The sequence below is a fragment of the Pseudomonas sp. YuFO8 genome (assembly GCF_035065025.1).
Classification (GTDB): Bacteria; Pseudomonadota; Gammaproteobacteria; order Pseudomonadales; family Pseudomonadaceae; genus Aquipseudomonas; species Aquipseudomonas putida_AE.
In genome coordinates this window covers 147,254-168,032 of the sequence record NZ_JAXDEQ010000009.1, presented here as the reverse complement: position 1 = coordinate 168,032, position 20,779 = coordinate 147,254, and the positions used below count along the sequence as shown (strand labels likewise).

At 61.4% G+C, this 20,779-nt stretch carries 15 protein-coding genes and 2 pseudogenes; 4 read left to right on the top strand and 13 right to left on the bottom strand.

The window, feature by feature from the left end:
* Positions 1–18: 18 nt before the first annotated feature.
* The 3 genes and pseudogenes from SOP95_RS10965 to SOP95_RS10955 form a co-directional block, all read right to left on the bottom strand.
* On the bottom strand, positions 19–867 hold the full coding sequence (locus tag SOP95_RS10965) for a TauD/TfdA dioxygenase family protein (RefSeq protein WP_274073248.1): 849 nt from the start codon (positions 865–867) through the stop codon (positions 19–21).
* 30 nt (positions 868–897) lie between these two features.
* On the bottom strand, positions 898–1,869 hold the full coding sequence (locus tag SOP95_RS10960) for a quinone oxidoreductase family protein (protein WP_323607102.1): 972 nt from the start codon (positions 1,867–1,869) through the stop codon (positions 898–900).
* Positions 1,870–2,039: 170 nt separating this feature from the next.
* Positions 2,040–2,129: pseudogene (locus SOP95_RS10955) on the bottom strand (DNA adenine methylase); the annotation flags it as partial.
* Positions 2,130–2,592: 463 nt separating this feature from the next.
* On the opposite strand from SOP95_RS10955, the gene SOP95_RS10950 reads away from it, so the two are divergent.
* Complete coding sequence (locus SOP95_RS10950) at positions 2,593–3,141, top strand: GNAT family N-acetyltransferase (RefSeq protein ID WP_274073246.1); 549 nt, start codon at positions 2,593–2,595, stop codon at positions 3,139–3,141.
* Here SOP95_RS10950 and SOP95_RS10945 read toward each other — a convergent pair.
* Positions 3,138–3,565: pseudogene (locus SOP95_RS10945) on the bottom strand (transposase). The gene SOP95_RS10950 and the pseudogene SOP95_RS10945 overlap by 4 nt on opposite strands.
* A 216-nt stretch (positions 3,566–3,781) precedes the next feature.
* On the opposite strand from SOP95_RS10945, the gene dusA reads away from it, so the two are divergent.
* Positions 3,782–4,777: a tRNA dihydrouridine(20/20a) synthase DusA gene (gene dusA / locus SOP95_RS10940; RefSeq protein WP_323607101.1), complete on the top strand. Its 996-nt coding sequence runs from the start codon at positions 3,782–3,784 to the stop codon at positions 4,775–4,777.
* Between the two features lie 13 nt (positions 4,778–4,790).
* Here dusA and SOP95_RS10935 read toward each other — a convergent pair whose 3' ends face one another.
* The 9 genes from SOP95_RS10935 to SOP95_RS10895 form a co-directional block, all read right to left on the bottom strand.
* Positions 4,791–6,104 (bottom strand): sensor histidine kinase, encoded by a 1,314-nt coding sequence (locus SOP95_RS10935; RefSeq protein ID WP_323607100.1) that lies wholly within the window; start codon positions 6,102–6,104, stop codon positions 4,791–4,793.
* Positions 6,101–6,769 carry a response regulator transcription factor gene (locus SOP95_RS10930; RefSeq protein ID WP_323607099.1) on the bottom strand — a complete coding sequence of 223 codons (669 nt, stop codon included), beginning with the start codon at positions 6,767–6,769 and terminating at the stop codon, positions 6,101–6,103. The genes SOP95_RS10935 and SOP95_RS10930 overlap by 4 nt, the downstream gene beginning before the upstream one ends.
* Positions 6,770–6,772: 3 nt before the next feature.
* Positions 6,773–7,096, bottom strand: coding sequence for a PepSY domain-containing protein (locus tag SOP95_RS10925; protein ID WP_323607098.1), 324 nt, complete (start codon positions 7,094–7,096; stop codon positions 6,773–6,775).
* Positions 7,096–7,404: a PepSY domain-containing protein gene (locus SOP95_RS10920; protein ID WP_274073199.1), complete on the bottom strand. Its 309-nt coding sequence runs from the start codon at positions 7,402–7,404 to the stop codon at positions 7,096–7,098. The genes SOP95_RS10925 and SOP95_RS10920 overlap by 1 nt, the downstream gene beginning before the upstream one ends.
* An 87-nt stretch (positions 7,405–7,491) precedes the next feature.
* Complete coding sequence (locus SOP95_RS10915; RefSeq protein ID WP_323607097.1) at positions 7,492–8,655, bottom strand: zinc-binding metallopeptidase family protein; 1,164 nt, start codon at positions 8,653–8,655, stop codon at positions 7,492–7,494.
* Positions 8,656–8,834: 179 nt separating this feature from the next.
* Positions 8,835–11,192, bottom strand: a complete 2,358-nt coding sequence (gene ligA / locus SOP95_RS10910; protein WP_323607096.1) for an NAD-dependent DNA ligase LigA — start codon at positions 11,190–11,192, stop codon at positions 8,835–8,837.
* Between the two features lie 167 nt (positions 11,193–11,359).
* A complete protein-coding gene (gene zipA / locus SOP95_RS10905; protein ID WP_274073196.1) occupies positions 11,360–12,214 on the bottom strand; it encodes a cell division protein ZipA in 855 nt (284 codons plus the stop codon).
* A gap of 255 nt (positions 12,215–12,469) precedes the next feature.
* Complete coding sequence (smc, locus tag SOP95_RS10900) at positions 12,470–15,958, bottom strand: chromosome segregation protein SMC (protein ID WP_274073195.1); 3,489 nt, start codon at positions 15,956–15,958, stop codon at positions 12,470–12,472.
* 2 nt (positions 15,959–15,960) lie between these two features.
* On the bottom strand, positions 15,961–16,620 hold the full coding sequence (locus SOP95_RS10895) for a GntR family transcriptional regulator (RefSeq protein ID WP_274073194.1): 660 nt from the start codon (positions 16,618–16,620) through the stop codon (positions 15,961–15,963).
* A gap of 265 nt (positions 16,621–16,885) precedes the next feature.
* On the opposite strand from SOP95_RS10895, the gene xdhA reads away from it, so the two are divergent.
* Positions 16,886–18,340, top strand: a complete 1,455-nt coding sequence (gene xdhA / locus SOP95_RS10890; RefSeq protein WP_274073193.1) for a xanthine dehydrogenase small subunit — start codon at positions 16,886–16,888, stop codon at positions 18,338–18,340.
* Positions 18,333–20,732: a xanthine dehydrogenase molybdopterin binding subunit gene (xdhB, locus tag SOP95_RS10885; protein WP_274073192.1), complete on the top strand. Its 2,400-nt coding sequence runs from the start codon at positions 18,333–18,335 to the stop codon at positions 20,730–20,732. Before xdhA ends, xdhB begins: the two co-directional genes overlap by 8 nt.
* Positions 20,733–20,779 lie beyond the last annotated feature (47 nt).

The following is a 20,779-nucleotide window of genomic DNA, read 5'->3' as shown; positions in this document are numbered from 1 at the left end:
GTCGACAGGAAGAAATATCTAATAGGGCTTGGTGCCTATGATTCCGGCTCGGTCCATCTTTCGATGGCACGCCGGATAATCCATTACTGCATAGTGTTGCGTAGCGCTGTTGTCCCAGATGGCGACACTGTTGGGCTCCCAGCGCCAACGCACCTGGTACTCCGGGATGTATGCCTGACTCAGCAGATAACGCAGCAATTCCCCGGCACCGGGGTTCGCGTCCTGCCCATAGCGGACATGCTCACTGGTGTGGAAATTGGTGAAGTGCGTGGTGAAGACATTCACGTACAACACCTTCTCGCCAGTTTGCGGATGCGTTCGCACGACTGGATGCTCTGCGTCCGGAAATCGGGCTTTGAGTGCCAGACGCTTATCCATCGGCATCGATGCGCCAAAGGTGGCCTCGATACTGTGGCGAGCCCTCAAGTTGGCAATCTTGTCCTTGATATGGGCAGGCAGGTTTTCATAAGCCAGCGCCATGTTTGCCCACATCGTGTCTCCGCCAACTGGAGGGCATTCAACGCACCGCAACACTGCTCCGAAGGGTGGTGCTTCCCGCCAGGTGGCATCGGAGTGCCAAGCATTTTCGTATCGGTCGGGTGATTGATCCGGTGTCTTGTAGATACGGACCAGGCCTGGATAATCCGGATCACTGCCCGCGACCGGGTGATCCTCGAGATCACCAAAGCGCCGCGCAAACGCTACGTGTTCTGCGCTGCTGATGTCCTGATTCCTCAGGAACAGGACACGATACTTGAGCATTGCCCCGCGGATCTCGGCGAACAAATCGTCATCGTGAATGGCATCCGCCAGCTTCACGCCCACCAGTTCGGCGCCCAGCGCACAGGTTTGTTGTTTTATGTGCATTACGCAAAGTCTCCTGATTCTTCCTTGACGTCACGGAACCAGCACAGTCGCCCCGATCGTCTTTCGCGACTCCAGCATGCGATGCGCGTCGGCGGCCTCGGCGAGCGCGAAGATCTGTTTCGGCTCGCTCGAAATTTTCCCGGCAAGCACCAGGTCGAACAGCTCCTTGGCCATGGAGAGCATGTGCGAGCGAGGCTTGATGTAATGCACCATCGCCGGACGCGTGAACCAAATTGATCCCTTCAGGGCAAGCGTCAGCGCATCGACATTGACGGGGCCGGAACTCGTGCCGTTGCTGACGAGGGTGCCACGCACTTGCAGGCTGTCCAGCGAAGCCTGCAGGGTGTCCTTGCCAACAGAGTCATAGACGACGGGTACACCTTGGCCATCCGTCAGTTCGCGCACACGCTCTGCGATGTTCTCGCGAGAGGTGACGATCGTATGCGTGCAACCGTTGGCCTTGGCGATTTCCGCCTTTTCGTCACTGCTGACGGTGCCGATCATCGTGACCCCAAGCGCACGCGCCCATTGGCAAGCGATCAGGCCGACGCCACCGGCAGCCGCGTGGTAGAGAATCGTCTCGCCACCCTTCAACGGATAAACCTGACGGAAAAGATATTGCGCCGTCAGGCCCTTCATGATGAGCGTCGACGCTGTGCGATCCGATATCCCGTCTGGCAACGGAATCAGCACCTCGGCGGGAATCAAACGCACGTCGGAATAGGCACCTTGCGGCCCCATCAGATAACCGACCCGGTCTCCGACCTTGATATCGGTCACACCCGGCCCTACCGCTTCGACGACACCGACAGCGTCCGAACCGAGGCCGCCCGGCAGTTGAGAAGGGTAATAGCCAGTGCGGTGGTAGATGTCGATGAAATTGACCGCGATGTAGCTATGTCGAACGCGAGCCTGTCCCGGCCCCGGTTCACCGACCTCGACGTCTTCATAACAAAGCACTTCGGGTCCACCGGTTTCGTAAAAGCGAACAGCTTTGGCCATCTCGTTTCTCCAGTCTGAATTTTCTTGTCGGCGCTAGGGCCCTTTGGACTGGAATATACGAATGTTCGAACGTGGGTTATGTACATCTCGCGACGGAGACTATCCAGTTCATGACACACCGTTTCGCAAATCAGTGGAAATGTTGAATTGCCGAGAGTGACTTGGGGGCAGTATCGGAGATGGGCGGCGCGCTGAATGTCGGTGAGGGTTTCGGGGCGGGTCATCTTCTGCCACTCGAACACCTGGCGCGAGCTGAGCGCTCATTTGAATTGGCTCTTGATAAGAATCACTGAGTGTTTTTTAAACACGCGCTCTAGGTTCTGTACGAAAAGTATGGTCATCCATCGTTGTGGGAGCGGGCTTGCCCCGCGATCTGCCGCAACGCGGCAGCAAAGCCTGAATGCGCGGCTTCTTTGACACTATTTGATATCGGTTACAGGAGCGCTTCGCACTCCATCGCGGGACAAGTCGGATCGCCGCACCGTCGCTCCCACAAAACTTTTCGTACAGAGCCTAGTACTCATAAGTAACTCATAACGAGAACACCTTGCTATTAGCCGTTCCAGGTCTTACACCCAAGTCATTCTTGTCTCCGTTCTGGTCATTCATTCCATGCCTGGGAGCTCCCATAAGCCGCCGCTCGATAAATTGAGAACGGGGACTTGTAAAGGGCACGATGATATTGTGGCAGCGGGAACAAGCCTGTTCGCTATGAGGGAAAGAATGATTGAAACAGACCGGTTGAAGCTCAGGGATTGGCGAGAGGCGGATAAGCCCCTGCTTTGCGTAATCCATGCTGACCCTGAGGTAATGCAGTTCCTCGGGGGCACGAAGACTGCGTCTGAGACCTGCGATGTAGTTGACCAACTGACGCGGCTTTCTGAAGGCGGCGAGCCAACTTTCTGGGCTGCCGAACGTATCGATGATGGCTCGTTGATCGGCGCAGTTGGCCTCCATTGGCTCGGAGATGATTTTCCATTCGGTCCGGCCTTAGAGGTGGGGTGGCGACTTGGTCGCGACTATTGGGGCAAGGGTTATGCGACCGAAGCAGCTCGCGCGGCTCTCGATTATGCATTTAGCACCTTGGATGTGCCCCGCGTTTACGCTTTTACTGCATTGGCGAACAAGCGTTCTGAAATTGTAATGCAGCGGCTGGGGATGACGAGAGTTGTGGGCGGCGAATTCCTTCATCCCGATTATCCTCCGACCGACGCGAGCGCGATGCACATGCTATATGTTGCCGAAAAGACGTTATGGATGTCGAATAGCTAGGCTCTGTACGAAAAGAGATGTCGCAAACACCGCATGGAACAAGCCAGTGAGACCATGGCGGCGTAGCTTTTCGCGAGTTTGTCGAAGCGCGTTACGATCCGGCGGTTCTCTTTCAGCCAGCCAAACATGCGCTCGATGATGTCGCGCTGACGGTACTTGGGCCGATCAAAGAGTCTGGGTAAACCGGGCTTAGGCTTGCGCTTCATCGAGCGCAGAGGGAGGACGGGTTGCATTCGATATTTGTCGCAGTAGCGGCGTAGCGCTTCGGCATATCTCGCCACGCTGCACCCGAGCAGAGCACCCAGAGCACGCCGTCGAGCATCAGGCGGTCGCTCAGTCGCGGCCTTCCTCGGCCATGGGTTTCGATGAAGAGATCGGAGACTACTCCCCAGGCCTCGTCCGAGAGTTCGTAACGCTTTGCCATCACAGAATTCCTTTCCGTCGATGGCGGGGGACTCTACAAAATTTCAGCGTCCTAGGGGCGTCGATTGGGTTTCTCGGGATTTCGTACAGAGCCTAGGACCGTTGAAAACGCAGCTAATTACGGCGTTTCCGATGGCTGTAGAAGGCGCAAGACTCACCAAACCCCCAATCCTGATAAACTCCCCCACCTCCCAGCCTCACCGATTCCAGATCCCCCATGTCCGTATCCAACGCCACACCCGCCCCGCTCTCCCGTCGTTTCTCCGTCGCTCCGATGATGGACTGGACCGACCGTCACTGCCGTTTCTTCCTGCGCCTGCTTTCCAAACACGCGCTGCTCTACACCGAAATGGTCACCACCGGTGCCTTGCTCAACGGTGATCACGAGCGGTTCCTGCGGCACAACGAAGCCGAGCATCCGTTGGCGTTGCAGTTGGGTGGCAGTGTGCCGCTGGACTTGGCGGCCTGTGCGCGGATGGCGCAGGAGCATGGGTACGATGAGGTGAATCTGAATGTGGGCTGCCCCAGTGACAGGGTGCAGAACAATATGATCGGCGCGTGCCTGATGGGGCATCCGCAGTTGGTGGCCGATTGTGTGAAGGCGATGCGTGATGCGGTGTCGATTCCGGTGACGGTGAAGCATCGGATCGGGATCAATGGGCGTGACAGCTATGAAGAGCTGTGCGATTTCGTTGGCACGGTGCGTGATGCCGGCTGTACCAGTTTTACCGTGCATGCGCGGATTGCGATTCTGGAGGGGTTGTCGCCGAAGGAGAATCGCGATATTCCGCCGCTGCGTTATGACGTGGCCGCGCGGTTGAAGGCGGATTTCCCTGAGCTGGAGATTATTCTCAACGGCGGGATCAAGAGCCTGGAAGCCTGTCACGAGCATTTGCAGACGTTCGACGGGGTGATGCTCGGGCGTGAGGCTTATCACAATCCCTATGTGATGGCCGAGGTGGATCAGCAGTTGTTTGGCAGCAGCGCGCCGGTGATCTCTCGCGCCGAGGCGTTGGCGCAGTTGCGACCTTATATCGCTGCGCACCTGGAAGCCGGTGGCGCGATGCACCATATCACTCGCCATGTGCTGGGGCTGGGTACCGGGTTTCCGGGGGCGCGCAAGTTCCGCCAGTTGCTGTCGGTGGATATCCACAAGGCGAAGGATCCGCTGGCCTTGCTGGATCAGGCGGCCGGGTTGCTCGAGGGGCGTTGATCGCCCCGTTGTTTCAGCGTTTGGGTAAGTCGATGGTCACTTTCAAGCCGCCCCACTCGCTTTCTTGCAGCAGTAGCTGCCCTCCCCAGCTGTCGACGATGTCGCGCACGATACCGAGGCCCAGGCCATGGCCGTCGGTCTGTTCATCCAGGCGGGTGCCGCGGCTGATTACCTGATCGCGCTGGTCCTGGGGAATGCCCGGGCCGTCGTCTTCCACGTTTAATTCGTAGGCTTGTGCGGTTTCGATCACGCTCAGGCGAACTTCGGCGTCCGCCCATTTGCAGGCGTTGTCCAGCAGGTTGCCGAGCAGCTCCAGCAGGTCTTCGCGGTCCCAGGGCAGCTGCAGGCCGCTGGGCGCGACATAGCTGAGGTGCAGGTGTTCGCCGTGGATCATGTTCAGGGTGGCGAGCAATCCCGGCAGTTCGGCGTCGCAATCGAACAAGGCCCCGGGCAATGCGTCGCCGGCCAGGCGGGCGCGGTTGAGTTCGCGGTTGAGGCGCAGGCGGACCTGTTCCAGTTGGTCCTTGAGGACCTGGCGCAGTTGCGGGTGGGCGTCGAGTTGTTCGCTGGAGGCCAGGCTCAACAACACCGCCAGCGGGGTTTTCAGGGCGTGGCCGAGGTTGCCCAGGGCATTGCGCGAACGCTTGAGACTGTCTTCGGTGTGGGCCAGCAGATGGTTGATCTGGGTCACCAGTGGTTCCAGCTCGATCGGCACCTGATCGTCGAGTTGCGAGCGCTGGCCCTGTTGCAGTTGCGCGATCTGCTCACGGGCCTTTTCCAGCGGGCGCAAGGCGCGGCGCACGGTGAGCCGTTGCAGCAGCAGGATCAACAGCAGGCCCGCGAGTCCCAGGCCGAGGCCGATCTGTTGCATGCGCTGGAAGCTTTCGCGCACCGGGGTGTAGTCCTGGGCCACGCTGATGGAGATCGACTGGCCCAGGCGCCGATAGTCCGAGCGCAGCACCAGCAGCTGTTGGCCTTCCGGGCCCAGTTGCAGGTTGCTCTCCAGGCCCGGCCGTTCGAGGCGTGGCAGTTCCTGGTCCCAGAGTGAACGGGAGCGCCAGTGGCTGTCAGCAAAATCGATGCGGAAATAGTGGCCGGAAAACGGCCGCTGGTAAGCCGGCGACAGCAGACGCTCATCCAGTTGCAAACCCTGGGGGCCGCGCACCAGCGCCACCAGCAGGTTTTCGCTGTCGTTGCGCAAGCCGGCTTCGAGGTAGCGCTGCAATCCCACTTCGAACAGCCACAGGCTGGTTTGTGCCAACACCAGGCCGACGATCACCATCACGCTGATCAGGCCCAGGCTCAAACGGCGCTGGATCGACCTCACCGGGCTTGCCCACCCAGCAGGTAACCCTGGCCGCGACGGGTTTCGATCACGTCGCGCCCGAGTTTGCGCCGCAGGTGGTTGACGTGGACTTCCAGCACGTTCGAATCGCGCTCGGTTTCACCGTCGTAGAGGTGTTCGGCCAGGTGGCTTTTGGACAGGATCTGTTCCGGGTGCAGCATGAAGTAACGCAACAGGCGAAACTCGGCGGCCGTGAGCTGGATGTCGGCGCCATCGCGGGTCACGCACTGGCGACCCTCATCCAGTTGCAGGCCGGCGGCCTTGAGGGTCGGTTGATTGACCTGGCCGTGGGAGCGGCGCAACAGGGCCTGGATGCGCAGGTGCAGTTCTTCGGGGTGGAACGGCTTGGTCAGGTAGTCGTCGGCGCCGGCCTTGAGGCCTTCGATGCGCTCTGCCCAGGAACCGCGGGCGGTGAGGATCAGCACCGGTGTCGCCAGGCCTGCGGCGCGCCACTGGGTCAATACCTCAAGCCCGGGCAGTCCCGGCAGGCCGAGGTCGAGGATGATCAGGTCATAGGGTTCGGTGCTGCCCTGGTGCACCGCATCGCGACCGTCGGCCAGCCAGTCCACGGCATAACCTTGGCGATTGAGGCCGGCCACCAGTTCGTCGGCCAGCGGCACGTGGTCTTCCACCAGGAGCAATCGCATCGGTCAATCTTCCTTGTCTTTGAGTAAATGGCCGGTGGTGGCGTCGATGTCCAGTTCGCGGACCACACCCTCGGTGGTCAGCAATTCGACTTCATAAATGTAGACGTCGTGTTTCTCTTCGAGCTCGGCTTCCAGCAGCTTGGCCCCCGGATAACGATCCAGCGCTTGTTGCAGAAGCTGCTCGAGCGGCAGGATCACGCCCTGTTGGCGCAGGCGCAGGGCCTCGTCCTGGTCGAGGTCGCGGGCCATGACCACCGAGCAGAAAACCAGCAGCGCCAGGGCCATGCGGCCGCTGGCGCGTCGAGGGGAAAAGGATTGCAGCGTCATTACGTGTCCTGATGATCCTTGAGAATCTGCCCGCTGACCGCGTCCAGCTCCAGGTCCCACTCGATGCCCTGCGGATCGCGCAGTTCAACCTGGTAGATGTACTTGCCGTACTCTTCTTCCAGTTCGGTTTCGGTGACGGTGGAGCCGGGATGCTTGGCCAGCGCCGTGGCATTGAGCTTCTCGAAAGACACAATGGTACCAGCGTCGCGCAGCCTCAGGGCTTCGTCGGGGCCGAGGTCGCGTGCCTGGGCGAGGTTGGCGGTCAGGCCGATGAGGGATGCGGCGAACAGGGCAGTAAAGGATTTCATGGGTGTCTCCGTATTTTTTATGTGTTGCCTACGGGGGCCACCTTAGCGAAACCAACTTAATTGAAACTGAATTGCCATCATGCGCGACTATTGTGCCAGCACCTCGTCGGCCCTGCCGCCTTCGCGCTGGATCACCAGGTGGATGAAGTGCAGCTTGGCGATCACCGCGGGCGGCAGCACGAAGGGGTAGAAATCCGGCTGGCCCATGCTGCGCGACAGCTCGTTGAGCATGCCGGCCAGTTCGATCCAGGCGTTGACGAACGACAGGAAGGCGGCGCCGCCGGGGTGCTGCGGATCGTAGAGGGTGCTGGAGGGAAACGGCTGGTAGTCGAAGTCCATTTCCCGCGCGCTCATGCCAAAGCCGAGCGCGGTGTCGACGGCGTCCATCATGTGCAGATAGTGAGCCCAGGTTTCGGCCCAGTCTTCCCAAGGGTGCATGGTGGCGTAGGCGCTGACGTACTGCTGCTGCCAGTCGAGCGGCGCCCCTTGCTGATAATGCCGTTTCAGGGCATCGGCGTAGCTGGCGCGTTCATCGCCGAACAGACCGCGAAAGGGTTGCAGCCAGTCGCTGTTGGCAATCAGGCGGTCCCAATAATAATGCCCGACTTCGTGACGGAAATGCCCGAGCAAGGTGCGATAGGGTTCGTGCATCTGCACCCGCACCTGTTCGCGGTGGGCGTCGTCGGCTTCCTTGATGTCGAGGGTGATCAGGCCGTTGGCGTGGCCGGTGGTGGGTGCCTTGCCTTCGAGGTCGACGCCGATGACGTCGAAGGCCAGGCCGGGTTCTTCGTCCTGGGTTTTCGGGATGACTTGCAACCCGAGGCTGAGCAACTGCGCGATCAGGCGGCGCTTGGCGGTTTCCACCTTGCGCCAGCGCTCGTGGTTTTCGGCGATGGATAAATCGGGGATGGTACGGTTCAGGCTGCAGGCGATGCACAGGGCATCGTGGTCGTTGGCGGGTAGCAGCCAGTTGCAGGCGGCTGGGGAATCGAGGTTGGCGCAGCGACGGAACATGCCGGCTGCGGGATCGGCGTCGAGTAGCCAGGTGTCGGGCTGCTCGCCCGGTTGTAGCGAGGACAGGCGACTCTGCTCGGGTTGGTAACCCAGGGCTGCCGAACACGCCAGGCACTGGCTGTTGCGAAAGAACAGCGACTGGCCGCAACGACAGGGCCAAATCTTGCTGTTGCGCGAGCTTTCGCCCATGAAGGGGGCGGCGATGCGCGAGCTGAGCTGTTCGAAGAAGCGGTACATGAGCGATCTCTCCCTGGGGCTTGCCAAGACTAGATCATTGCTGGGGGGTGATCGTTCCCCCGCTTTGCGGGGGTGAATCAAAAGATCGCAGCCTGCGGCAGCTCCTACAGGGGGACGGCGGCGTTTGCGCGATCCTTGTAGGAGCTGCCGCAGGCTGCAATCTTTTGATCTTGAGGGCGTCAGACCGTGATGTTGTGCCCTTTCAGGAACTCGACGAATGCTTCTTCATCCAGCACCTTTAACCCGAGCTCATTGGCCTTGGTCAGTTTAGACCCCGCACCAGGCCCTGCGACCACGCAGTGGGTCTTGGCCGATACGGAGCCGGCCACTTTGGCGCCGAGGCTTTCGAGTTTGTCCTTGGCCACATCGCGGCTCATCAGTTCCAGCGAACCGGTGAGCACCCAGGTCTGTCCGGCCAGTGGCAGGCCTTCGACGACTTTCTTCTCGCTCTGCCAGTGCATGCCGAAATCCGCCAGTTGTTTCTCGGCGTCCTCAGCCAGTTGGCGATTGGCCTCAAGGGCGAAAAACTCGCGAACGGAGTTGGCCTGTTTCTCGGGCAAAGCCTGACGCATGTCCAGCCAATCGGCGCTGATCACCGCTTGCAGCGAACCGAACTTGTCCGCCAGTTTCTGCGCGCCGCCCGGCCCTACCGAAGGGATGTGCAGCTTGTCGAGGAAACCGCCCAGGGTGGTGCTGGCGGCGAACTCGGCGCCCAGCTCGCCCTGGTCCTGAATCTGCAAGCCGTGCTTGAGCAGTTCCTCGATCACCTGCTGGTTGTGCGCGTCTTCGAAGAAGCTGTGAATTTCGTGGGCCACTTCCAGACCGACGTCCGGCAGGTAGGTCAGCACTTGCGGCAAGGCCTGCTGCACCCGCTCCAGTGAACCCAGGGAACGCGCCAGCACCTTGGCCGTCTCTTCGCCGACATCGGGAATTCCCAGGGCGTAGATGAAGCGGGCCAGGCTCGGTTTCTTGCTGTCGGCGATGGCGCTAAGCAGCTTGTTGCTCGACAGTTCGGCAAAACCTTCCAGATCGACGATGTCTTCGAACTTCAGGGCGTACAGGTCGGCCGGCGAACTCACCAGGCCTTCGTCGACCAGTTGTTCGACGCTCTTGTCGCCCAGGCCTTCGATGTCCATGGCCCGGCGGGAGACGAAGTGAATGATCGCCTGCTTGAGCTGCGCACCGCAGGCCAGGCGCCCGACACAGCGATACACCGCGCCTTCGCTGACGGTCTCGCGGCCCTTGCTGCGCTTGACCAGCTGGGTGCGCTCGACGTGGGAGCCGCACACCGGGCATTGCTCTGGAATCTGCACCGGCCGGGCGTCTTCCGGGCGACGCTCGGTGACCACTTGCACCACTTGCGGAATCACGTCGCCGGCGCGGCGGATGATCACCGTGTCGCCGATCATCAGGCCCAGGCGCGCCACTTCGTCCATGTTGTGCAGCGTCGCGTTGGCCACGGTGACACCGGCGACCTTGACCGGCTTCAAGCGCGCCACCGGCGTCACCGCACCGGTGCGACCGACCTGGAACTCGACGTCGAGCAACTCGGTGAGTTCTTCCATGGCCGGGAATTTATGGGCGATGGCCCAGCGCGGTTCGCGGGCGCGGAAGCCCAGTTCACGTTGGGAGGCGATGCTGTTGACCTTGAACACCACGCCGTCGATTTCATAGGGCAGCGCGTTGCGGCGTTCGCCGATGTCGCGGTAGTAGTCCAGGCATTCGTCGATGCCGTTCGCCAGTTTCAGCTCGTGGCTGATGGGCATGCCCCAAACCTTGAGCTGCTGCAGATTGCCGATGTGGGTATCGGCGATGTCCGCGGACACCTGGCCGATGCCGTAGCAGCAGAATTCCAGCGGACGGTTGGCGGTGATCTTCGAGTCCAGCTGGCGCAAGCTGCCGGCCGCGGCGTTGCGCGGGTTGGCGAAGGTCTTGCCACCGACTTCCAGTTGCGTGGCGTTGAGCCGTTCGAAACCGGCCTTGGACATGAACACTTCGCCGCGCACTTCCAGGGTCGCCGGCCAGCCGGTGCCGTGCAGCTTGAGCGGGATGTTGCGCACGGTGCGCACGTTGACGCTGATGTCTTCACCGGTGGTGCCGTCGCCGCGCGTTGCTCCGCGTACGAGCATGCCGTCCTGATAGAGCAGGCTGACCGCCAGGCCATCGAGCTTGGGTTCGCAGCTGTATTCAACCGCCGCGCCAGCGCCGAACAGATCACCGGCCGGCAGGTCCAGGCCTTCGGTCACCCGACGGTCGAACTCGCGCATGTCGGTTTCTTCGAAGGCGTTGCCCAGGCTGAGCATCGGCACTTCGTGGCGCACCTGGGTGAACGCCGACAGCGCGGCGCTGCCGACCCGCTGGGTGGGCGAGTCGCTGGTGACCAGGTCGGGATTGGCCGCTTCGAGGGCCTTGAGCTCGTTGAACAACCGGTCGTACTCGGCGTCCGGGATGCTCGGCTCGTCCAGCACGTGGTAGCGATAGTTGTGCAGGTCCAGCTCGGCGCGTAGCTCTAGAATGCGGTCTTGGGCGGCAGTCATGGGTGTTCTCTCATAAAGCAAAAGAGCAGCCGAGGCTGCTCAATTTGTTGATGCTGTACAAATCATTGTAGGAGTCCGGCTTGCCGGCGAAGGCGATTTCAAATACGCCATCGCCAGCAAGCCGGCTCCTACAGGGTGTGGAGGTGGATATCCACACGGTGCAAATATCAGCGCTTCTGGGTCAATGCGCGACGTTCAAATTCAACGATGCGCTGACGGTAGTGCTCGATCGTCTGGGCGGTCAATACGCTGCGCTGGTCGTCCTTCAGTTCGCCGTTCAGCTCTTGCGACAATTTACGCGCCGCCGCCACCATCACGTCGAAGGCCTGCTTCGGATGACGCGGGCCTGGCAGGCCGAGGAAGAAGCTCACCGCCGGGGTGCTGAAGTGGTCGATGTCGTCCAGGTCGAACACGCCCGGCTTGACCGCGTTGGCCATGGAGAACAGCACTTCGCCATTGCCGGCCATGCTTTCGTGGCGGTGGAAGATGTCCATTTCGCCAAAACGCAGGCCGCTTTCGAGAATGTTCTGCAGCAGGGCCGGGCCTTTGAAGCCGGCAGGATCGCGGCAGATCACGCTGATGACCAGCACTTCCTCGGCTTGCGGCTGTTCCTTGTCGCTGACCGCTGGCGCAGGCTTGGTGTCATCCGGGAAATCGTCGTCACGGCTGCTGAAGCTCGGGCCGCCGTCAAGGTCCAGGCTGAGGTTCATGTCGCCCTGGGAAGGCTCGCCATGGCCACGCTTGCCGCGCTTGGAGCCCGAATCGCGGGAGTCCCGGGCCGGCATGCTCACCGACGGCAGGTCGTGCTCGTCCAGTTGCGGTTCCTTGTGCGTATCCAGCACGCGGGACGGGCCCAACACCTCGGGGCTGGCGTCCTCTTCGGGCAGGTTGGACAGGCTCCGGTCGAGACGGAATTTCAGTTTTCCCTTGCCGCCGCGCATACGGCGCCAGCCATCAAAAAGAATACCGGCAATGACAATAATGCCGATGACGATCAGCCACTCGCGCAGACCGATTTCCATGTAATCCCGTGCCTCTATAAAAAATGCTGAAAAATAAGGGGCTTACATTCTGTAAACCGCTTTAAAACGTGGCGCCAACTCTATGTTCTGACAGGCGTTTTACCCACGTATACGAAAAATTGACATTAAACTAGCACGACCAAAGGCAACTTTACACCGTCTGGCACGTTGGTCCCGCGAATATGTCGATTGGCCAGCAAGTCGGCATGGCAAATTGAGTCCCACTGTAAAAAAATCCCCCCTGAAAGCCACGCCTCAGGCATCCACCATCGCCATGGCCTCCTCGACATCCACCGCCACCAGACGCGAGCAACCCGGTTCGTGCATCGTCACCCCCATCAATTGCTCGGCCATTTCCATGGCGATCTTGTTGTGGGTGATGTAGATGAACTGCACCGTCTGCGACATCTCCTTGACCAGTCGCGCATAACGTCCAACGTTAGCGTCATCCAATGGCGCGTCCACTTCATCGAGCATGCAGAACGGCGCCGGGTTCAACTTGAAGATCGCAAAAACCAGGGCCAATGCGGTCAGGGCTTTTTCGCCACCGGAGAGCAAATGGATGGTGCTGTTCTTCTTTCCGGGCGGCTGCGCCATGATCGTCACCCCTGTATCGAGTAGATCTTCGCCCGTCAGTTCCAAATACGCGCGGCCTCCACCGAAAACTTTTGGGAAAAGTGCCTGTAAACCGCCATTGATCTGATCAAAGGTATCTTTGAAACGGTTTCGGGTTTCCTTGTCGATCTTGCGAATCACGTTTTCGAGCGTATCGAGGGCTTCGACCAGATCGTCGTTCTGGGCGTCCAGATAACGTTTACGCTCCGATTGTTGCTGGTACTCATCGATGGCCGCGAGGTTGATTGCGCCCAGGCGCTGAATCCGCGCGGCGATGCGCTCAAGCTCTTCCTCGGCGGCTTTCTCGCTGGCCTCGGCGGTCAGGGTGGCCAGCACGCCGTGCAGGTCGTAACCGTCTTCGAGCAACTGGTCCTGCAATGCCTTGCGCCGCACGGTCAGGGCCTGCCATTCCATGCGCTGGGTTTCCAGCTGGCTGCGAATCAGCTGGGACTGTTGTTCGGCCTGGTTGCGGCGCTTCTCGGCCTCACGCAGTTCGCGGTCGGCATCTTCCAAGGCGATCTGCGCGGTCTTGAGCTCTTCGTCGACGGTCATGCGCTTGTCGAGCAGTTCTTCGAGTTTCAGGCGCAACTCTTCCAGCGGCGCCTCGCCCTCCTCCAGATTCAGACTCAACTGTTCGCGCTTTTCCGTCAGGCGTTCGGCCTGCATTTCCAGGCGCTCCAGGGCCTGGCGCGTGGAATCGTGCTGGGCCTTGAGCGAGCCCAGGCGCACCGCCAGTTGGTGGGCGTGATCCTTGTGCTGGCGGGCCTCCTGGCGCACCCGGTCAAGGCGTTCGCGCAAGCTGTCGCGCTGGGCCAGCAGCAGCTCGCGCTGCTCGGTGTCCAGGGCCATGGCGTCGAGGGCTTCCTGCAATTGCAGGCGCGCTTCACCGATGCTTTCGTGCTCCAGGGCGCGCTGCTCGCCCAGTTCCTCGATTTCTTCGTCAAGACGGGTGCGCCGCAGGGCCAACTGCTCGGCCTTGGCTTTGCCGGCCGACAGCTGGGCCTTCAACTCGCCTTGCTGACGGGCTTCGTCCTGCAGCAAACGACGCAAGTGTTCGCGACCGTTTTCCTGCTGACGCTGTTGCGCCCGCAGGTTTTGCAATTCGGTTTCCAGGGACTCGACAGCCGCTTCGCGCTCTTCGCGCTCCAGGCCCAGTTTCTGGATTTCCTGGCCACGGGCGAGCATGCCGCTTTCCGCTTCACTGGCACGGCGCACCCGCAGAAAGTGCCGGCCGACCCAATAGCCGTCGCGGCTGATCAGGCTCTGGCCGGCGGCCAACTGACCGCGCATGGCCAAGGCTTGCTCCAGGCTCTCGACCGGTTTGACCTGCCCCAGCCATGGCGACAGATCAATCTGCGCCTCGACCTTGTCGAGCAAACTGCCAGGCACCCGCTGGCCATCGCTGGCCGGGCTGAGCAGGCGCAGATCGCCCTGGGCAAAGCTGGACAGGTCGAAGTCGTTGAAGTCGTCCACCAGCACCGCTTGCAGGTCGGCACCGAGCACGGTTTCCACCGCCAGCTCCCAACCCGCTTCAACCTTCAGCCCTTCGGCCAGGCGCGGGCGATCCGCCAGATGCTGCTCACGCAGCCACTCGGCGGTGCCGGTGCCCGGATCGAGCGCGGCCTGTTGCAGGGCTTCGAGCGAGGCCAGGCGACCATTGAGGCGCTGCAAATCACCTTGGGCCTGTTGCTGTGCCGTCAGCGCGTGCTGCAATTGCTGGCGCAATTGCTCGAGCTTTTCGACCTGAGCTTCTTCACTGGTCTGCAAATCCTCGAGGGTCGCCTCGGATTCAGCGAGCTGCTCGCTGAGCTGCATGATCGCCGCATCTTCCGGATCCGCCGAGAGCAAAGCGCGCTCTTCGCCGAGGCGTTTCTGCCGATCGGCCAGGCGCTCCAGGCTGGTTTCCAGTTGCTGGATGCGTGACTGCTGGACTTCCGACTGGCGCCGCGGCTCGGCAGCGCTCAGGTTGAAGGTGTCCCACTGCTCCTGCCAGCCGTGCATGGTGGTTTCGGATTCTTCCAGTGCGGCGGCAGCCTCTTCGGCGGCGGCGCTGGTGACTTCCTGCTCCGGCGTGAGCATGTCCAGCTCTTCGCCGAGAGTCAGCAGCAGCGTGCGGTCGTGACCAAGGTGCGACTCGGTCTCCAGGCGCGCGCGCTCGGCTTCTTTCAGATCGTCCTGCAACTGACGCAAGCGCTGCTGACCGTGCTGGATGCTCTGTTCGACCCGGGCTATGTCGCCACCGACCGAATAGAAGCGCCCCTGCACCAGATTGAAGCGCTCGGAGAGGTCGTGATGGCCGTCGCGCAAACGTTCGATACTGGCATCGGCATTACGCTGTTCGGCCACCAGGGCTTCGAAACTGATTTCCTGGGTGCCAATGATCGCTTCGCGCTGGCCGACCTGTTCGTTCAGGTCCTGCCAGCGCAGGGCCGACAGTTGCGCCTTGAGCTGACGCTCTTCGCCTTTGAGTTCCTGATACTTCTTGGCCGCTTCAGCCTGGCGGTGCAGGCGTTCAAGCTGACGTTCCAGCTCTTCGCGCAAGTCGGTCAGGCGCTCGAGGTTTTCGTGGGTGCGGCGGATGCGGTTTTCGGTTTCGCGCCGACGCTCCTTGTACTTGGAGATTCCCGCCGCTTCTTCGATAAAGTTGCGCAGGTCTTCAGGCTTGGACTCGATCAGCTTGGAGATCATCCCCTGCTCGATGATCGAGTAGCTGCGCGGGCCGAGGCCGGTGCCGAGGAAGATATCGGTGATGTCACGGCGCCGGCATTTTGTGCCGTTGAGATAGTAGGTGGTCTGGCTATCGCGGGTGACTTTGCGGCGAATGGAAATTTCCGCATAGGCGGCGTATTCACCGAGCAAGGTGCCATCGGTGTTATCGAACACCAGCTCGATGCTCGCCTGGCTCACCGGCTTACGGCTGGTCGAACCGTTGAAGATGACGTCGGTCATCGACTCGCCACGCAGGTTCTTCGCCGAACTTTCGCCCATCACCCAGCGCACGGCGTCGATGATGTTCGACTTGCCGCAACCATTGGGCCCGACCACCGCCGCCATGTTGCTGGGGAAGTTCACCGTGGTCGGGTCGACGAAGGATTTGAACCCCGCCAGCTTGATGCACTTTAGCCGCACGCTTATGCGTCCGTCAGGGCAGAGATCACCAGATCGCAGCTGCGCTGGCCGTAAGCGGTCAGCACTTCGCGGATCTGTGCAAAGTCACGGGCGATCACGGCGGCGAGCAGGCGCTCGAACAAGGCCAGGTATTCGCTCATCGAGGCCTTGCGCTGGTCCAGGGCGAGGAAATACGCACGGCTCATGGCCGGCTGCAGGTTTTCGACGGTTTCCTGCAGGTACGGGTTGTTGGCGAACGGATAGGTAGCGCGCATCACATTGAAACTGTCGTCGACGAAGCTGTGGATGTCCTGGCGTTCGAAGCTGGCCGTCAGGCGCTGCTGGATTTGCAGGAATGGCGCCAGGTCAGCCTGGACTTTCCAGCCGTTGGCCACGGCGTTGGCCAGCAGGATGTACATCTCGCTCATCAGCGTGCACAGGCTCTTGACCTTGTGCGCGGTGAGCTCGGTGACGTGGGCGCCCCGGCGCGGCAGGATGGCGATCAGGTGCCGGCGCTCGAGAATCAGCAAGGCCTCGCGAACCGAGCCGCGGCTGACGTCGAGTGCCTGGGTGACCTTCTGTTCCTGGATGCGCTCCCCGGGCTTCATCTCGCCGCGAATGATGCGTTCGGCGAGGTGATGCGCGATTTGCTCGGCGAGGCTGTCCGGCGCCTTGAACGTCATGGTTGTCCTTCAAACTCTTCGATTTGCACAAGCGGCGCAGTGTAGCGCAATTGATACGTCATGGCGCAGGGCCTGCCCGGTGGTTTTGGCACGATTCAAGCAAAAAGCAAGGTATTGATCGAGGGTCAATACTGAAGAAAACAGGCGTTAATCGACAAAATGCATTTTCCTGACCTTTAAGTCAGAAAATCATTGACCGGAAAGTCAGACCTGCTAAATTCGGTTCATGGCGGTTAACAACAATAATGAGTCTGCGAGGCCTTCCGTGATCCAGTTTTTACTCAACCAGGAACTCCGTAGCGAGCACGCCCTGGACCCGAACCTGACCGTGCTCAATTATCTGCGCGACCATGTGGGCAAACCCGGCACCAAAGAAGGCTGCGCCAGCGGTGACTGTGGCGCGTGCACCGTGGTGGTCGGCGAGCTGCAGACCGATGACGACGGCCGCGATCGCATTCGTTATCGCAGCCTCAACTCGTGCCTGACCTTCGTGTCGTCCCTGCACGGCAAGCAACTGATCAGCGTTGAAGACCTCAAGCACAAGGGTGAGCTGCACAGCGTGCAGAAGGCCATGGTCGAGTGCCACGGTTCGCAATGCGGGTTCTGCACCCCGGGTTTCGTGATGTCGTTGTTTGCCCTGCAAAAGAACAGCGACGCACCGGATCAGCACAAGGCCCACGAAGCCCTGGCCGGCAACCTCTGCCGCTGCACCGGTTATCGGCCGATCCTGGAAGCGGCCGAGCAGTCCTGCTGCGCCAAGCAACCGGATCAGTTCGATGCCAATGAAGCCCAGACCATCGCCCGACTCAAGGCCATCGCGCCGACCGACATCGGCGAACTCAACAGCGGTGACAAGCGCTGCCTGGTGCCGCTGACCGTGGCCGACCTGGCCGACCTGTACGACGCTTATCCACAAGCCCGATTGCTGGCCGGCGGCACCGACCTGGCGCTGGAAGTGACCCAGTTCCACCGTACCCTGCCGGTGATGATCTACGTCGGCAACGTCGCCGAAATGAAGCGCATCGATCGCTTCGACGACCGCCTGGAAATCGGTGCCGCCACCGCCCTCTCCGACTGCTACGAAGCCCTGAAGGCCGAGTACCCGGACTTCGGCGAACTGCTGCAGCGCTTCGCCTCCTTGCAGATCCGCAACCAGGGCACCCTGGGCGGCAACATCGGCAACGCCTCGCCCATCGGCGACTCGCCACCGCTGCTGATTGCCCTGGGTGCGCAGATCGTCCTGTGCAAGGGCGATACCCGCCGCACCCTGGCGCTGGAAGATTACTTCATCGATTACCGCGTCACCGCACGCCAGGAAAGCGAGTTCATCGAGAAGATCATCGTGCCGCGCGCCAGCGTCGAACAGCTGTTCCGCGCCTACAAGGTGTCCAAGCGCCTGGACGATGACATTTCCGCGGTGTGCGCGGCGTTCAACCTGCGCCTGGAAAACGGTGTGATCGCCGATGCCCGCGTGGCGTTCGGTGGCATGGCGGCCATTCCAAAGCGCGCCAACAGTTGCGAAACCGCGTTGATCGGTGCGCCCTTCAACAGCGCCACCGTTGAACGTGCCTGCGCTGCCCTGGCGGAAGATTTCACGCCGCTGTCGGACTTCCGCGCCAGCAAGGAATATCGCCTGCTCAGTGCACAGAACCTGCTGCGCAAATACTTCATCGAACTGCAAACGCCGCACATCGAGACTCGGGTGACCGCTTATGTCTAACCATCACGCCGTAGAGAAGACCCAGGCCGAACTGGCTGAACTGTTCGCCAAGGACCTGACCACCGGTGTCGGCCGCAGCGTCAAACACGACAGCGCGGCCAAGCATGTGTCCGGTGAAGCGCAGTACATCGACGATCGCCTGGAATTTCCCAACCAGCTGCACGTGTACGCCCGCTTGTCCGACCGCGCCCACGCCCGGATCATCAGCATCGACACCCAGCCGTGCTACGCCTTCGAAGGCGTGCGCATCGCCATCACCCACGAAGACGTGCCGGGCCTGAAAGACATCGGCCCACTGCTGCCGGGTGACCCGCTGCTGGCCATCGACGACGTGCAGTTCGTCGGCCAGCCGGTGCTCGCCGTCGCCGCGAAAGACCTTGAAACCGCACGCAAGGCGGCGATGGCCGCGATCATCGAATACGAAGACCTCGAGCCGGTGCTGGACGTGGTCGAAGCCTTGCGCAAGCGCCACTTCGTGCTCGACAGCCACACCCATCAGCGCGGCGATTCGGCCACGGCGCTGGCCACCGCCGAGCACCGCATCCAGGGCACCCTGCACATTGGTGGCCAGGAACACTTCTACCTGGAAACCCAGATTTCCTCGGTGATGCCCACCGAAGACGGCGGCATGATCGTCTACTGCTCCACGCAGAACCCCACCGAAGTGCAGAAGCTGGTGGCCGAAGTGCTGGACGTGTCGATGAACAAGATCGTCGTCGACATGCGCCGCATGGGCGGCGGCTTTGGCGGCAAGGAGACGCAAGCGGCGAGCCCGGCGTGCCTGTGCGCGGTGATCGCGCACCTCACCGGCCAGCCGACCAAGATGCGCCTGCCGCGGGTCGAAGACATGCTGATGACCGGCAAGCGTCACCCTTTCTATGTCGAATACGACGTCGGCTTCGACAGCACCGGGCGCCTGCACGGGATTGCCCTGGAACTGGCCGGCAACTGCGGCTGCTCGCCGGACCTGTCGGCATCGATCGTCGACCGCGCGATGTTCCACTCCGACAACTCGTACTACCTGGGCGACGCGACCATCAATGGTCACCGCTGCAAGACCAACACCGCCTCGAACACCGCTTACCGTGGCTTCGGCGGCCCGCAAGGCATGGTCGCCATCGAAGAGGTGATGGACGCCATCGCCCGGCACCTGGCCCTCGACCCGCTGGCGGTGCGCAAGGCCAACTATTACGGCAAGACCGAGCGTAACGTCACCCACTACTACCAGACCGTCGAGCACAACATGCTCGAGGAAATGACCGCCGAACTGGAAGCCAGCAGCCAGTACGCCGAGCGCCGCGAAGCGATCCGCCGCTACAACGCCAACAGCCCGATCCTGAAAAAGGGCCTGGCCCTGACCCCGGTGAAATTCGGCATCTCCTTCACCGCCAGCTTCCTCAACCAGGCCGGTGCGCTGGTGCACGTCTACACCGACGGCAGCATCCACCTCAACCACGGCGGCACCGAAATGGGCCAGGGCCTGAACACCAAGGTCGCGCAGGTTGTGGCCGAGGTGTTCCAGGTGGAAATGGACCGCGTGCAGATCACTGCGACCAACACTGACAAGGTGCCGAACACCTCGCCGACCGCTGCGTCCAGTGGCGCCGACCTCAACGGCAAGGCTGCGCAGAATGCCGCAGAGACCATCAAGCAACGCCTGGTGGAATTCGCCGCTCGCCAGTACAAGGTCAGCGAAGAAGACGTGGAGTTCCACAACGGCCACGTACGGGTTCGCGATCACATCCTGACCTTCGAAGCGCTGATCCAGCAGGCGTATTTCGCCCAGGTGTCGCTGTCGAGTACCGGGTTCTACAAGACGCCGAAAATCTACTACGACCGCAGCCAGGCCCGCGGCCGTCCGTTCTATTACTTCGCCTTTGGCGCCGCCTGCTGCGAGGTGATCATCGACACCCTGACCGGCGAGTACAAGATGCTGCGCACCGACATCCTCCACGACGTCGGCGCCTCGCTGAACCCGGCCATCGACATCGGCCAGGTCGAGGGCGGTTTCATCCAGGGCATGGGTTGGCTGACCATGGAAGAGCTGGTGTGGAACAACAAGGGCAAGCTGATGACCAACGGCCCGGCCAGCTACAAGATCCCGGCCGTGGCGGACATGCCGTTGGACCTGCGGGTGAAGCTGGTGGAAAACCGCAAGAACCCGGAAGACACGGTGTTCCATTCCAAGGCCGTGGGCGAGCCGCCGTTCATGCTCGGCATCGCCGCGTGGTGTGCGATCAAGGATGCGGTGGCCAGTCTGGGTGATTACAAGCATCAGCCGAAAATCGACGCGCCGGCGACGCCGGAGCGGGTGTTGTGGGGGTGTGAGCAGATGCGCCAGTTGAAGGTGGCGAAGGCGGCCGAAACCGAGGTTGAGTTGGCTCCGCTCTGATACCGAGGCGCGGCCAATCGCCAGCAGGCTGGCTCCCACAGGGGAAT

What these genes read in the sequence shown, in the direction of transcription:
- SOP95_RS10895 (WP_274073194.1), bottom strand. Translation starts at nt 16,620, where the DNA reads ATGACGTTCAAGGCGCCGGACAGCCTCGCCGAGCAAATCGCGCATCAC.
- zipA (WP_274073196.1), bottom strand. Translation starts at nt 12,214, where the DNA reads ATGGAAATCGGTCTGCGCGAGTGGCTGATCGTCATCGGCATTATTGTC.
- SOP95_RS10965 (WP_274073248.1), bottom strand. Translation starts at nt 867, where the DNA reads ATGCACATAAAACAACAAACCTGTGCGCTGGGCGCCGAACTGGTGGGC.
- xdhB (WP_274073192.1), top strand. Translation starts at nt 18,333, where the DNA reads ATGTCTAACCATCACGCCGTAGAGAAGACCCAGGCCGAACTGGCTGAA.
- SOP95_RS10915 (WP_323607097.1), bottom strand. Translation starts at nt 8,655, where the DNA reads ATGTACCGCTTCTTCGAACAGCTCAGCTCGCGCATCGCCGCCCCCTTC.
- SOP95_RS10925 (WP_323607098.1), bottom strand. Translation starts at nt 7,096, where the DNA reads ATGACGCTGCAATCCTTTTCCCCTCGACGCGCCAGCGGCCGCATGGCC.
- SOP95_RS10950 (WP_274073246.1), top strand. Translation starts at nt 2,593, where the DNA reads ATGATTGAAACAGACCGGTTGAAGCTCAGGGATTGGCGAGAGGCGGAT.
- SOP95_RS10960 (WP_323607102.1), bottom strand. Translation starts at nt 1,869, where the DNA reads ATGGCCAAAGCTGTTCGCTTTTACGAAACCGGTGGACCCGAAGTGCTT.
- ligA (WP_323607096.1), bottom strand. Translation starts at nt 11,192, where the DNA reads ATGACTGCCGCCCAAGACCGCATTCTAGAGCTACGCGCCGAGCTGGAC.
- SOP95_RS10930 (WP_323607099.1), bottom strand. Translation starts at nt 6,769, where the DNA reads ATGCGATTGCTCCTGGTGGAAGACCACGTGCCGCTGGCCGACGAACTG.
- dusA (WP_323607101.1), top strand. Translation starts at nt 3,782, where the DNA reads ATGTCCGTATCCAACGCCACACCCGCCCCGCTCTCCCGTCGTTTCTCC.
- SOP95_RS10920 (WP_274073199.1), bottom strand. Translation starts at nt 7,404, where the DNA reads ATGAAATCCTTTACTGCCCTGTTCGCCGCATCCCTCATCGGCCTGACC.